At 66.0% G+C, this 12,947-nt stretch carries 12 protein-coding genes; 8 read left to right on the plus strand and 4 right to left on the minus strand.

What is annotated here, in order from left to right; all coding sequences use genetic code 11:
- The first annotated feature begins 27 nt into the window (after positions 1-27).
- Positions 28-831: a TPM domain-containing protein gene (locus SynRS9909_RS07360; RefSeq protein WP_007102413.1), complete on the plus strand. Its 804-nt coding sequence runs from the start codon at positions 28-30 to the stop codon at positions 829-831.
- A gap of 39 nt (positions 832-870) precedes the next feature.
- Here the strand turns inward: SynRS9909_RS07360 and SynRS9909_RS07365 are convergent, their stop codons facing one another.
- The 3 genes from SynRS9909_RS07365 to SynRS9909_RS07375 form a co-directional block, all read right to left on the minus strand.
- Entirely contained in the window at positions 871-1,620 is a 750-nt protein-coding gene (locus SynRS9909_RS07365; RefSeq protein WP_038001341.1) for a glycoside hydrolase family 104 protein, read from the minus strand.
- Positions 1,621-1,893: 273 nt separating this feature from the next.
- Entirely contained in the window at positions 1,894-3,000 is a 1,107-nt protein-coding gene (locus SynRS9909_RS07370; RefSeq protein WP_007102411.1) for a hypothetical protein, read from the minus strand.
- A complete protein-coding gene (locus SynRS9909_RS07375) occupies positions 2,994-3,899 on the minus strand; it encodes a TIGR04168 family protein (RefSeq protein ID WP_071933966.1) in 906 nt (301 codons plus the stop codon). The genes SynRS9909_RS07370 and SynRS9909_RS07375 overlap by 7 nt, the downstream gene beginning before the upstream one ends.
- A gap of 68 nt (positions 3,900-3,967) precedes the next feature.
- On the opposite strand from SynRS9909_RS07375, the gene nadA reads away from it, so the two are divergent.
- The 6 genes from nadA to chrA are packed head-to-tail and all read left to right on the plus strand — an operon-like array spanning position 3,968 to position 11,704.
- Positions 3,968-4,942 (plus strand): quinolinate synthase NadA, encoded by a 975-nt coding sequence (gene nadA, locus SynRS9909_RS07380; protein ID WP_083774493.1) that lies wholly within the window; start codon positions 3,968-3,970, stop codon positions 4,940-4,942.
- Positions 4,943-4,944: 2 nt separating this feature from the next.
- Positions 4,945-5,916, plus strand: a complete 972-nt coding sequence (locus SynRS9909_RS07385; protein WP_038001338.1) for a ligase-associated DNA damage response exonuclease — start codon at positions 4,945-4,947, stop codon at positions 5,914-5,916.
- A gap of 25 nt (positions 5,917-5,941) precedes the next feature.
- Positions 5,942-6,301, plus strand: coding sequence for a hypothetical protein (locus tag SynRS9909_RS07390; protein ID WP_007102407.1), 360 nt, complete (start codon positions 5,942-5,944; stop codon positions 6,299-6,301).
- 13 nt (positions 6,302-6,314) lie between these two features.
- Positions 6,315-8,024, plus strand: a complete 1,710-nt coding sequence (locus tag SynRS9909_RS07395) for an ATP-dependent DNA ligase (protein ID WP_007102406.1) — start codon at positions 6,315-6,317, stop codon at positions 8,022-8,024.
- On the plus strand, positions 8,021-10,480 hold the full coding sequence (locus SynRS9909_RS07400; RefSeq protein WP_007102405.1) for a ligase-associated DNA damage response DEXH box helicase: 2,460 nt from the start codon (positions 8,021-8,023) through the stop codon (positions 10,478-10,480). Before SynRS9909_RS07395 ends, SynRS9909_RS07400 begins: the two co-directional genes overlap by 4 nt.
- Positions 10,481-10,510: 30 nt before the next feature.
- Positions 10,511-11,704: a chromate efflux transporter gene (gene chrA, locus SynRS9909_RS07405; protein ID WP_007102404.1), complete on the plus strand. Its 1,194-nt coding sequence runs from the start codon at positions 10,511-10,513 to the stop codon at positions 11,702-11,704.
- Here chrA and SynRS9909_RS07410 read toward each other — a convergent pair.
- On the minus strand, positions 11,694-12,404 hold the full coding sequence (locus tag SynRS9909_RS07410) for a triacylglycerol lipase (RefSeq protein WP_007102403.1): 711 nt from the start codon (positions 12,402-12,404) through the stop codon (positions 11,694-11,696). The two genes, chrA and SynRS9909_RS07410, sit on opposite strands and share 11 nt — an antisense overlap.
- A 54-nt stretch (positions 12,405-12,458) precedes the next feature.
- On the opposite strand from SynRS9909_RS07410, the gene SynRS9909_RS07415 reads away from it, so the two are divergent.
- The gene (locus SynRS9909_RS07415; protein WP_007102402.1) at positions 12,459-12,929 is read left to right on the plus strand and encodes a DUF427 domain-containing protein; all 471 of its coding nucleotides are present in this window, start codon (positions 12,459-12,461) and stop codon (positions 12,927-12,929) included.
- The last annotated feature ends 18 nt before the right edge of the window (positions 12,930-12,947 follow it).

The following is a 12,947-nucleotide window of genomic DNA, read 5'->3' on the forward strand; positions in this document are numbered from 1 at the left end:
GAGAATGCCGTTCACTGCATCAAGGCCATGGGAGCACAACAGCGCTTACGCACGCTGGTGATCGGGATCGCGCTGACATGCCTGTTGATCGGTGGAGCACCTGCAGAAGCGAGTGACAACCCGGAATTCCTTCCCGACCATGCCACTCCTGTGATTGATCTGGCCCGAGCCTTCAGCGACCAGCAGCGGGCCGATCTGGAAACCAGCCTCGATGACTTCGAGCAACGCAGCGGCTGGAAACTGCGGGTGCTCACGCAATACGAACGGACGCCCGGACTGGCGGTGAAATCCTTCTGGGGCCTGGATGCACGCAGCCTGCTGCTGGTGGCCGATCCCCGTGGCGGCAATCTGCTCAACTTCAACGTGGGGGATGCGTTCTTCGCCCTGATGCCGCGCACCTGGTGGGTGGAACTGCAAACCCGCTACGGCAATCAGTATTACGTGCGTGACAACGGCGAGGATGGCGCCATCCTGGCGGCGATCGGCGCCGTGGAACTGTGTCTCGATCGCGGTGGCTGTCAGGTGGTGCCCGGTCTGCCGGTGGAACAGTGGCTCTGGACGCTCACAACAGCCGTGCTCGGTGGTCTGATCGCCGGATTCGCCGCCTACCCGCGCAAGGAGGGTGACGTGATCTCCTGGTCTTGGTTGCTGCTGCTCTCTCCGCTCTGGTTGATGCTGTTCGGTGTGTTCGGCATCGCTCCGGTGATCACACGAACCCAGGAACTGTTACCGCTCCTGCGCAATGGCCTGGGGTTTCTTGGAGGGGGGGTCGCGGCCTATCTGATTGCCGGAGCCACTGTGGGCCGCAACCGTCAGAGTGGCGAGGCCTGAGGGTTCAAGCTCCCGCTCAGGTTCCGTCAACGCCTCAGATCAGAAGCCGCAGAGCACGGTGGGGCCGGTGCAGACCGGTCGGCTCACGTCTTGTTCTTGTTCGGCTGGCTCACGGCTGCTCAGCAGCTCACGACGCCGGTCGCGAATCTGGCGGAGCTGGGCAAGGCTGACGTTGTAGAAGCCACGCAACTGGGTGAAGCGCTTCACAGGCTGTCCATAGAAGCTGACACCGCGCAGGGTGGGGAAGGAGGCCCATTCAGGGGCCAGGAGGGCAGCCAATTTCGGACTCATCACCCCGGTGTCGGTAAGGCCCATCGCTTTTCGGCGTTGCACCAGGAACAGGGCACCTTGATCCTGAGCTTCAGGACCGAATCCCTGAACGCCAATGCTGCGCTTGACCAGATCCCAGGTGAACGGCATGAACTGGTAGGCCCCGGCGGCAGCGCTGGCATAGCGGGAGGATCGGATCACCCGATTGGGATGGCGATCAAGCGAAGCCATCAGACCGCCACCGAACATGACGCGATACCCGAGGTCGCGCCCACCTTTCCAGGTGCCCTCAGCAAAACGGATTGTGTTGAGGAGGGCGCGGCGCTCAGGCGTGATGATGTAAGGAAGGGCTGAGGCCTTGGGCTCCTCCGGCAGGGTGACCGAGAGGGATCGAGCCGACGACTCGACGGAAGGGAAGGGAACGGCAGCAGCCTGAGCCATGGGCTGCAATAAACCAACTGGCAAACCTGCGACGGCCGCTGCAAGAACACGACAGACGGACGGGGCGAGGGAGACCATAAAAGCGTTCTGTAGAGGACTCTGCGGAAGCAGAACAATCGAACCAGAAGCGGATGGATCGATCGATGAACGTTGCCATTGATACGAAATCAATGACGAACAATTCAGGACTGAAAACTCAGTCAGCGGAACTCTGTCGAACGCACCCTCGCGCCCCAAGCATCAACGTGCCAGTCACACTTCCGTCCATGGAATGCCCCTTGGCCATGAATCTCTCCAGAACCAGTGAAAAACCTCCTCACGATTGAGCCCCAATCTGAAAACGGAAAAGGATCAAAAATTCTGATCAGAACGGGTCGCGTCCGCCGCCGCGATGGTCACGATGGCGCGGGCCGCCTCCAACGCCCCATCCCTCGGCAGGGCTACCCCGCTGGGAGCGCGCAGGGGTTGATCCAGTTGCCAGTCGCCACACTCCAGCTGATCACGACGGAGCAGTCGGTGGTATCCATGCAGGCGCAACCCATCGATCAAGGCGGCGGCCTCAGCGAAGCCGGAGCGTTCCACCACGTGCAGGCCACATCCGGCACTGAGGGCTTCACAGAAGCTGCTGTAGCCGGGCTTGCCGAGGTGGCGCTCGCAGTGCTTGAGCACATCCAGGGGCCGGACACCAGCCGGCAGCAGCAACACATTGCCGCAGGCCTCGAGCTCGCGGCAGTACTCCGGCTCAGCAGGGGCACTGAGCAGAAAGCGGTGGGTCGGCCAGCGCCTGAACAGCTCGGGGTTCAACGCCAGGCCAAGGCCACCGAAACCCACAAACACCGTGGTGCGGGGATCTGCAGCGAGAGCCTCCTGCAGAGCGGCTGGCAAGGGTCGGGTGGGCGACACCGTCAACCCCACGGATCGCTCCGGCACACCCCAGGGCATGGCCAGGGAAAAGGGGCAGCGGAGCAGCAGGGTCCCCTGCCCGTAGGCCGCAGCTGCAGCCTCGGCATGGCCTGCGAACCGATCGCCCAGAGGGGCATAGATCTCGTCCCAACCGAAATTGGCCATCCAGATCAGGGGAGCACCAAGGCGTTGCGCCAGAGCGGCCGCGGCAGGGGGCACATCCCCCACCACCACGACAGGCTCCCCCTGGCTGGCGAGCCAGGCCGACTCGGCATCCAGCTGCTGCGGCAGCGCCTGTTCGAGTCGCCCCAGCGCGTCGAGAGTGGCGGCGGGATCAGTACCCAGCGCATCCGATTGCACCATGCCCACGTCCCAGCGCAGGCGTCGCTGCTCCACGGGTAGCCCCCTCAACACCAGGTGCAGAAAGGCGGGATCCACAGCGGAACTGAGCACCAACCGGGCTGTGGGTGCCAGGCGATGGAGAGCCGAAAGCACAGCGGCCTGGCGGGCCGCATGCCCGAAGCCATGACTGCTGAGGCAGACATAGATCAACATGGCGTCACCTCCTGATGGCGCGGCTGCTCCGACCGCTGCCACAGGGTTTCCGCATAGACGAGGCTGCCTTCGGGCTCATACCAGCGATGGCTCGCATGGGTCAGCTGCAGGCCATGAAATTCCACCCATGCCCAATGGATCAAGTCACGACCGGCCGCGTCCTGGCCGCAGCGGGGAACACAGGCGGCATTGAGATACGCCGTGCCACGACGATCCATCAGAAACGTGCTGCGCTCACCCTGGCCGCGCTTGAGGCGGTGATGCATGTGGCCGAACACCACCAGGGGCAGGGGGCGCGTGCTGCGGATGCGCTCCAGAGCCAGCGCAAGATCCTGATCGCCCCAATCGATGGCAGGCCGCTTCCAGTCTCGACCGCAGAGGCTGGAGACCTCGGAGCCAAGACCGCTCGGACCGACATGGGCCAGCACCACCAGCGGCTGATCCAGGGGTGCGCGGGCGGCGGCTTCCACCAGACGCGTCGCCGACTGCTCCAGCTTCAGCGGCCCATAGACAGCAGTGATGGCTCTCGACAGGTGATAGCCCCCACCGGCACTGCCGGGGCGTGCTCCCAGCACCGACACCGCTGGCTGCGGCACTGACGCCTCTGAGTCGATGGCAGCGTCCCGGTCCCAGCGGCGCAGATCCCAGGCGCAGTGCCGTGGGCCCAGCAAGTTGAGCTGCTGTTGAAACAGCTGGCCACTGGCGTCCTTGCCGTGATCGTGATTGCCAAGAATCACCGCCGTCGGCAACGGCAAAGCGGCAATCGCTTTCACCAGGCGCAGATCGCCATCGCTGAGGTCGCCGACAAAGAGCACAGCATCCGGCTGCAACCGCTGGAGCAGTTGCCGGTCCCGCGGCCCCCACTGGCCATGCAGATCACCAGCGATCGCCAGGCGCAGGGATGGCGATGCCGGGGGACGCGATGCGATCAGGGGCGATGCCTAGGCTGGATTCATCCTGCCCCGAGATGGTCCCGATGACCGCGGACTCCCCAGCGTCCACGGCCGCGACAGCGGTGCCGGCTGACCTTCCCGCCGCCATCGAAGCCCTGCGGCAAGAGCGCCATGCGGTGATCCTGGCGCACTACTACCAGGAACCAGAGATCCAGGATGTCGCCGATTTCATCGGAGATTCGCTCGAGCTCTCACGAAAAGCCGCCGCCACCGATGCCGATGTGATCGTGTTCTGTGGCGTTCACTTCATGGCGGAAACGGCCAAGATCCTCAGCCCCAACAAAACCGTGCTGCTTCCGGATCTGGAGGCCGGCTGCTCCCTGGCCGACGACTGCCCTGCCGACGCCTTCGCCGCATTCCGCGCCCAGCATCCCGATCACATCGTCGTCAGTTACATCAACTGCACGGCCGCTGTGAAAGCCCAGAGCGATCTGATCTGCACCAGCAGCAATGCGGTGGATCTGGTGAAGCAACTCCCCGCCGATCGGCCGATCCTGTTCGCACCCGATCGCAACCTCGGACGCTGGGTGCAACAACAAAGCGGCCGGGAGCTCACCCTCTGGCCAGGGCGCTGCATCGTGCACGAAACCTTCAGTGAGGAAGCGGTGCTCAAACTGCAGCTCCAACATCCTGAGGCGGAGGTGATCGCCCACCCGGAATGCCTGGAACCGTTGTTGGATCTGGCCGACTTCATCGGCTCCACCAGCAAGCTGCTGCACCACGCCGAAGCCAGCCCAGCGCCTAGCTTCATCGTGCTCACCGAGCCTGGCATCCTCCATCAGATGGAGCAACGCCTTCCCCAGAAAACGTTCCTGTCGGTGCCCGGAATCGATGGCTGCAGCTGCAATAGCTGCCCCTACATGCGGCTCAACACGCTGGAAAAACTCTGGCGCTGCCTCCACAGCGGCCAACCGGAGATCCAGATGGAGGAAGACCTGCGCCTGCGGGCACTGGCGCCGATCCAGAAGATGTTGGAGTTGAGCCTCTGAGCCTGCTGCATCGCACGCCTGAGGGCCTGTATTGCCCGGCGGCCCAGGCCTGGATCGATCCGCTCCGCCCCGTGCCCCGCGCCCTGATCACCCACGCCCATGCCGACCATGCCCGGCCCGGCTGCGGCGAGTACTGGGCTGTGGCCAGCAGTGAAGCGATCCTGCGCCAACGCCTGGGGGCCGAGATTCAACTCCTGCCTGTGGACTACGGCCAGCGGCATCGCATCGGTGACGCCCGGGTGTCGTTTCATTCAGCCGGCCACGTGCTGGGCAGCGCCCAGATCCGTCTGGAAGCGGGAGGAGAGTGCTGGGTCGTGACCGGCGACTACAAGCGCTGCCCCGATCCAAGCTGCGACCCGTTCGAGCCGGTGCGTTGCGATGTCTTGATCACCGAAGCGACCTTCGCTTTACCGATCTACCAATGGGGCAGCGGCGCCAAGCTGGCCCGGCAGATCCGCGACTGGTGGCAGGCCGACCAGAGCCGCGCCTCGCTGCTCTTCTGCTACTCCTTCGGCAAGGCGCAGCGCGTGCTGGCGGAACTGGCCGCAATCGGAGTGGAGGAGGAGGTGCTCCTGCACGGTGCCGTGGAGACGGTGACGCGGCACTACCGGGAAGCGGGGGTGCCGATGACGCCCAGCCGGCCCCTGAGTGACCTGCCCCGCAAGCAATCGATGGACGGACGCTTGGTCCTGGCGCCGCCCTCCGCCCATCGCTCCGCCTGGATGCGGCGATTCAAGGCACCGCAAACCGCCTTTGCCTCCGGTTGGATGGCCGTGCGCGGCGCCCGCAGGCGACGCGGCTACGAACGGGGTTTCGTGCTCAGCGACCACGCCGACTGGGACGGCCTGATTCGCACGGTGAAGGAGAGCGGGGCGCGTCAGGTGTACGTGACCCATGGCCATAGCGACGTGCTGGCGCGATATCTCAACGAGGTGGAAGAGATCACGGCAGCACCGCTGCAATCACTGCCTTAGCGTCAGCGCAAAGTCCTCTGCCTCCATGCGTCCTCTCCTGACGGCCTGTCTCGCTCTCACCACCATGGCCGCAGCGATGCCCCAGCACGCCAAAGCCCAGGAGGTGGAGGAGGTGACGATCGAACAGATCCAGACCGTCGTGTTCCCGGCCCAGGGGGATGCAGCGGCGGCGGCGATCTGTGCCGGCCTGGCCGAAGGCGTGCTCAGCCGCGATGGCATCGGCGTCGATCTGGCCCGGCTGCAACGGGCTCTCTCCCTCACCAGCGACCAAGCGCTGGTGAACCGCTACGTGAACAGCTTCAACACCACGGCCCAGCAACAACCCGGTTGCAACATCCGCATCACCGATCCTCAGAACACCGATCTCTACCAATGGAATTACTGATGGTCTGAACGCTGTGCAGGCCTTCGCAGCCCTGGTCGAGGACCTGGACGCCACCACGGGGTCCAAGCGCAAAGTGGCCCTGATCCGTGCGTTCCTCACGAGCCAGCCAGCTGCCGACGGCGCCTGGGCTCTGCACTTGCTGATCGGTCAGCGCCGCCGGCGCCTGATCAACGGGCGTCGCCTGCGCGAGATTCTGCTCAGCTGCAGCGCCATGCCGGACTGGCTGTTTGCCGAGTGTCACGGACAGGTGGGGGATTCGGCTGAAACCGTCGCCCTGCTCTGGCCCCAGGTGCAGGGCAAGCTCACAGAACCTGCCGGCGCCATCCCGGCCACGGTGCGCGCAGGGATCGCAGCGATCGCCAGTGATCCTCCCCTGCACTGGTGGATGGACACCCTCCTGCCCAGCATCGCCTGCCTGGACAGCGCCCAGCAGAGTGCCGCCATGGTTTGCCTCTGGCAGCACTGCGATCCGAGCCAGCATCTGCTGATCAACAAACTGCTCACTGGCGGATTCCGCATCGGCGTGGCCCGCGGGTTGGTGGTGCAAGCGATTGCCAGCGGCTTCGAGCTCGAGGAGACGGTCGTGCTCGAGCGTCTGATGGCACCGCAAAACCCGAGTGCTGCATGGTTCACCCAGCTCACGGTTGCTGCGACAGCGCCCCGTACCGATCGAGGCGCCATCCCCTACCCCTTCTATCTCGCCAGCCCGCTGCAGCTGGAGGCATTGCGCGACAGCCCGGCCGCAGACTGGTGGGTGGAGCACAAATGGGATGGCATCCGCGGCCAGCTCATCCGCCGCGCCAGCGGTGTTTTTCTCTGGAGCAGGGGTGAGGAACTGATCAACAGCCAGTTTCCGGAGCTGGTGACGATGGCGGAGTTTTTGCCGCTGAACACGGTGCTGGATGGGGAGGTGACCTGTTGGCCACAGCAGCATCCCCAGCCCCTGCCGTTCAGCGCCCTGCAGCGGCGTCTGGGTCGCCAACAGGTGGGACGTCGCCTGCGTTTGGAGTGCCCGGCCGCCTTTGTGGCCTATGACCTGCTCGAGCACGAGGGGGAAGATCTCCGCAGCCGGCCCTTGCATCAGCGCAGGGACCAGTTGCAGGGCCTTGATCGCAGCGCCATGGAGGAGCCCTGGCGCCTGCGCTGGAGTGAGGCCAAGCCTCTGCAGAGCTGGGAGGAGCTCGAGGAACTCCGCAACCGGGCGGTCGCCGCCGGGGCGGAGGGCGTGATGCTCAAACATCGAGACTCCCCTTACCTCAGTGGCCGCAAACGGGGGCACTGGTGGAAGCACAAACGGGATCCGATGGCCCTGGATGCGGTGCTGATCTACGCCCAGGCGGGCAGCGGCCGACGCGCCAACCTCTTCACCGACTACACCTTCGCCCTCTGGGATCGCACCGCCACCGAACCCGAACAGCACCGGCTGGTCACCTTCGCCAAGGCCTATTCGGGCCTCAACAATGAGGAGATCCTCGAACTCGATCGCTGGATTCGACGCCACACCCGCGAGCGGTTCGGACCGGCACGGGCGGTGGAACCCCACCAGGTGTTCGAGATCGGATTCGAGGGCATCCAGCACTCGAAACGCCACAAGTGCGGCCTGGCGGTCCGCTTCCCCCGCATTCTGCGCTGGCGCCGTGACCGCACCGCCGAAAGCGCTGACGGCCTCGCCCAGGCGATGGAGCTGGTCAACAGCACCACCAGCCCCACTTCAGCGGATTGACGGTGCCCTCCCTGCGTTGCCTGGAACCGATTGAACGCTGGTTTGAGCGGAAGGGCTGGCAACCCCTGCCCTTTCAGCGACGCGCCTGGGACGCCCATCTGGCGGGGGACAGTGGCCTGATTCAGGTGCCGACGGGCTCCGGCAAAACCTATGCGGCGGTGATGGCCCCCATCGCCAGGATGCTCGCAACACCAGCGGCGGAACGGGGCGTCCGCCTGCTGTACGTCACCCCACTGCGAGCCCTCAGCCGGGACCTGGCCCTGGCCCTGGAGGAACCGATCGAGGCGATGGCGTGGCCCCTGACGATCGGCATCCGCAACGGCGATACCACCACAACGGAGCGCAGCCGACAGATCAAGACCCCGCCCGAGATCCTGATCACCACAGCCGAATCCCTCTGCGTGCTGCTGGCGGGACGCCACTGCGAACGGCTGTTCCGCAACCTCGAGACGGTGATCCTGGATGAATGGCACGAACTGGTGGGCAGCAAGCGCGGCATCCAGACCGAGCTGGCCCTGAGCTGGCTCCGCCAGCAGCGGCCAGCTCTGCAGACCTGGGCCATCAGCGCCACGATCGGCAACCTCAACGAAGCGGCCCGCCATGCCCTCGGCTCCGGGGTCAGGCCCCGGCTGATCACCGGAGCACCGGATCGGCCGCTGCGGATTCAGAGCATCCTTCCCGACAGCATCGATGGCTTCCCCTGGGGCGGGCACCTGGGGCTGCGCCGCTACGACGACCTGGTCGCCCGCCTGCAACCGGAGGTGAGCACCCTGCTGTTCACGAACACCCGCAACCAGGCGGAACGCTGGTATCAGTGCCTGCGCTACGCCTGCCCGGAAATGGAGGGCCTGCTCGCCCTGCATCACAGCGCGCTGGATCGCCAGGAACGGGAGGCGATCGAAGCCGCGGTGAAGGTCGGGGCCCTGCGCTGGGTGGTCTGCACCAGCTCCCTCGATCTGGGCGTGGATTTTCAACCGGTGGAACGGGTGGTGCAGATCGGTTCCCCCAAGAACCTGGCCCGCCTGCTGCAACGGGCCGGACGCTCGGCCCACCTGCCGGGGGGCACCTCCCAGGTGCTGTTCATGCCCACCAACGCCCTGGAACTGCTTGAGCTCAGCGCCGTGCGCCGTGGCCTGAACAACGGCCTGATCGAGGAGCGACGCCCACCGCAGGCGGCCCTGGATGTGCTGCTGCAACACCTCACCACCCTGGCCTGTGGACCCGGTTTCGAGCCCGAGGCCACCCTGGCGGCGATTCGCAGCACCGCCAGCTTTCAGACCCTCAGCGATCCGCACTGGCACTGGTGCCTGCGCTTTCTCCAGCACGGCGGCGACTGCCTCGGCGCCTATCCCCGTTACCGCAAGCTCGAGCAGGCCGAAGACGGGCGGCTGGTGGTTCGGGACCAGGCGATCGCTCGACTGCACCGGTTCAACATCGGCACGATCACCTCCGCACCGGCCATCCGCGTTCGCTTTGTGCGTGGCGCCGTGCTCGGCCATGTGGAGGAGACCTTCATCAGCCAGCTGAAGCCGAAGGATGTGTTCTTCTTCGCCGGTCGCCAGCTGGAATTCGTGCGGCTGCGCGACATGACCGCCTACGTGAAGGCCACCAGTCGCAAAAGCACAGCGGTGCCGGCCTGGGCCGGCGGACAGATGGCCCTCTCCGATCTGCTCACCAAGCATCTGCGCGAGGAGGTGGCCCGCGCCGGTCGCGAGGAACTCGACACCCCCGAATTGGAGGCGCTGGCGCCGCTTCTGGATCGCCAGCGCGACCTCTCGATCCTGCCGCAGGCGGATCAGCTGCTGATCGAAACCTGCCGCAGCCGCGAGGGGCGCCATCTGTTCGCTTACCCCTTCGAAGGGCGCTTTGTGCACGAGGGGCTCGGGTTTCTCTGGGCCACCCGACTCACCCGCTGGCAGCGGGGCACGATCACGGTGTCGGTGAACGACTACGGCTTCGAGCTGCTGGCACCGCCCAGCTACCCGATGGAGAGCTTGCTGGACAGCCACCTCGACGACCTCCTCAGCAGCGACGCCCTGGACACCGACCTGGAGCAGGCCCTGAATCTCTCGGAGCTCTGCCGCCGCCGCTTCCGCAGCATCGCCCAGGTGGCCGGCCTGTTGGTGCAGGGCTATCCGGGCCAGAGCAAAAGCGCCGGTCAGCTGCAGATCAGCGGCGCCCTGCTCTGGGAGGTGTTCAACAAACACGAACCCACCAATCTGCTCTTGCAGCAGGCGCGGCAGGAGGTGCTTCAGGAACAGCTGGAACTCCCGCGTCTGCACAAGGCGCTGGATCGGATGCGCCGCGGCGAGGTGGTGCACAGCGCCACTCCCCGCCCGGGTCCCCTCGCCTTTCCCCTGCTCGTGGAGCGTCTCAACAACCGGATGAGCAATGAGTCGGTGCTGGAGCGGGTGCAGCGGATGGTGGCAGCAGCGCAGCGCCTGGAAGCGGATTAGCGTCGGTGCGACTTTGCCGTCGCGGTTCCGATGCCGAGGTCCTGGGATGTCTTTCGCCAGTTCCTGCTGCTGGGTTGCACCTCGTTCGGCGGGCCGGTGGCCCACCTGGGTTATTTCCGTGAACGCTTCGTGGCCCGCCAGGGCTGGCTCACGGATGCGGCCTACGCCGACCTCGTGGCCCTCTGCCAGCTGTTACCTGGCCCCGCCAGCTCCCAGGTGGGCATCGGTCTTGGCTTGATGCGGGCGGGTTGGCTCGGCGGGCTCGCCGCCTGGATCGGCTTCACCCTTCCCTCGGCGCTGCTGCTGATCATCAGCGCTGCCCTGCTGGCCGCGCACCCCGACTGGCTGGGTGGTGGCTGGCTGCAGGGGTTGAAGGTGGCGGCCGTGGCCGTGGTGAGCCAGGCGGTGCTCGGGATGCAACGAAAGCTGGCGCCGGATCGCGCCCGGGCGAGCCTGATGGTGGCAGCAGCGGCGCTCGTGCTGCTGCTGCCCGTGCCCTGGGTGCAGGTGCTGGCGTTGCTGCTGGGAGCCGGCCTCGGACTGACGGTGCTGGATCCAGCCGACGATCAGCCACGCGATCTCGACCAGGCGCATCACGCGCAGCTGCGCGTTCCGATCGGTCGAGGTGCGGCACTCCTGATGCTGGTGGCACTGGGAGGCCTGCTGCTGGCCCTGCCGTGGTTGAACGCCAGTGCACGGCCTGTGCTGGTGCAACAGCTCGCCTCCTTCCTGCAGGCGGGTGCCCTTGTGTTTGGCGGCGGCCACGTGGTGCTGCCCCTGCTGGAGCAGTCCCTGGTGCCTCCGGGCTGGATCAGCCTGGATCAGTTTCTGGCGGGCTACGGCGCTGCCCAGGCGGTCCCCGGCCCGATGTTCAGCCTGGCGGCCTTTCTCGGGTTCGACCTCCAGGGAGGGCTGCACGGGGTCAGCGGCGCCCTTCTGGCGCTGCTCGCCCTGTTCCTGCCCGCCTTCCTGCTGATCGGGGGGGTGCTTCCGTTCTGGAGTGAACTCGGCCGACTGGCCACCATGCGGCGGGCGCTTCGGGGCATCAACGCTGCCGTGGTGGGCATCCTTCTGGCGGCCCTGTTCCAACCCGTCTGGCAGGTGGGCATCCGCAGCAGCGCCGATTTCAGCCTTGGCGTCGCTGCCTTTCTGCTGTTGGTGGCCTGGCGACAACCGGCCTGGCGCGTGGTGCTGCTCTGCGGCCTGATCGGGTTCAGGCTGTGACCGCAGTGGCGGCATCCCACCAGAGCGCCAGCCGCTCCGGCGAGCCATACCAGGTCGTTCCAAACAGGCCGCCGTGGGCCGTGGCCGGCAACACCAGCTGGCGCCCTCCCTCAAGCAAAGCCGAGCTCACTGGCACCAAGCCATCGCCGCGCACTTCCGCTTCCCCCACGATGCTGCGGTAGCTGCCGCGGGCGCTGCGGCGACTGAAGGCTGAGGCCATCGGCCCGTTGAGATCGAGCTCTCCGGCCACGGCCAGATAATCGACGCCGGCTTCATGGCAGCCGGGGAAGCGCCGATCCACCATCGCCCGCAGGGGCGTGGCCCGTATCGCCTGATGCGGACTGCCGAGTGTGATCAGCCGGTTGCAGCGTTCCGCGCCTGCATAAACGCGACCGGCAAAGGGTTCCCGGCTCAGATAAAGCCTCAGCATCACCCCACCGGAACTGTGGCCGATCAGAGTGACTCGACCGGAGGGGGAACGGGACTGCTGCTCCTGGACCAGAGCGTCGACCCGATCGAGCAACCGCCGCCACCCGAAAGCCCAGGTGGTGCTCAGCCAATCGAGCCGGCCCGCCGGCGTGATCGCCACAGCAAGCTGGTGCTCCTGCCACAGCCAATCCGCCATCGGCGCATAGGCCTCATCCGTGATCAGAAAGCCGCCGAGAATCACCACTGGCTGCTTGGGGTCAACCGCAGGCATCGCTCCGCTCGGCATGGATCGACGCCATCATCAGGTCAGCTGGTGTGCACCTGAATGGCTCCGGAACGGGTTGCCGACTATCCCCGCCCGCCGAGGCTCGAGCCCTGCCGGGATCAGGTGCTGGTGCGGGCCTGTGGTGAGACGTTGTTTGAGGGCCGCGGCTGCATGCGGGTGCTGGAAACCTTTCATCCGCCCACCTACTACCTGCCGCCGGAGGGCATGAACCTGCAATTGTTGCAAGCGGCTGAGGGACGGAGTTTCTGCGAATGGAAAGGCGTGGCCGCCTATTTCGATGTGGTGGTGGGCACCAGGCGACTGGAGCGAGCCGTCTGGCGTTATCCCTCGCCCACAGCCCACTTCGCTCCGATCGCAGGCTGGTATGCGCTCTATCCGCGCCTCATGGACGGCTGCTGGGTTAACGGTGAGGCCGTGATTCCCCAGCCGGGCAACGTCTACGGCGGCTGGATCACCTCCGCGGTGGAGGGTCCCTTCAAGGGAGACCCGGCCCACCCCGAACTGATCTGATCCCCATTCCCGCCGTCC

The sequence above is a fragment of the Synechococcus sp. RS9909 genome, assembly GCF_014279595.1.
Lineage (GTDB): Bacteria > Cyanobacteriota > Cyanobacteriia > PCC-6307 > Cyanobiaceae > Synechococcus_C.

What these genes read in the sequence shown, in the direction of transcription:
- SynRS9909_RS07360 (WP_007102413.1), top strand. Translation starts at nt 28, where the DNA reads ATGGGAGCACAACAGCGCTTACGCACGCTGGTGATCGGGATCGCGCTG.
- SynRS9909_RS07365 (WP_038001341.1), bottom strand. Translation starts at nt 1,620, where the DNA reads ATGGTCTCCCTCGCCCCGTCCGTCTGTCGTGTTCTTGCAGCGGCCGTC.
- SynRS9909_RS07370 (WP_007102411.1), bottom strand. Translation starts at nt 3,000, where the DNA reads ATGTTGATCTATGTCTGCCTCAGCAGTCATGGCTTCGGGCATGCGGCC.
- nadA (WP_083774493.1), top strand. Translation starts at nt 3,968, where the DNA reads ATGGTCCCGATGACCGCGGACTCCCCAGCGTCCACGGCCGCGACAGCG.
- SynRS9909_RS07390 (WP_007102407.1), top strand. Translation starts at nt 5,942, where the DNA reads ATGCGTCCTCTCCTGACGGCCTGTCTCGCTCTCACCACCATGGCCGCA.
- chrA (WP_007102404.1), top strand. Translation starts at nt 10,511, where the DNA reads ATGCCGAGGTCCTGGGATGTCTTTCGCCAGTTCCTGCTGCTGGGTTGC.
- SynRS9909_RS07410 (WP_007102403.1), bottom strand. Translation starts at nt 12,404, where the DNA reads ATGCCTGCGGTTGACCCCAAGCAGCCAGTGGTGATTCTCGGCGGCTTT.
- SynRS9909_RS07415 (WP_007102402.1), top strand. Translation starts at nt 12,459, where the DNA reads ATGGCTCCGGAACGGGTTGCCGACTATCCCCGCCCGCCGAGGCTCGAG.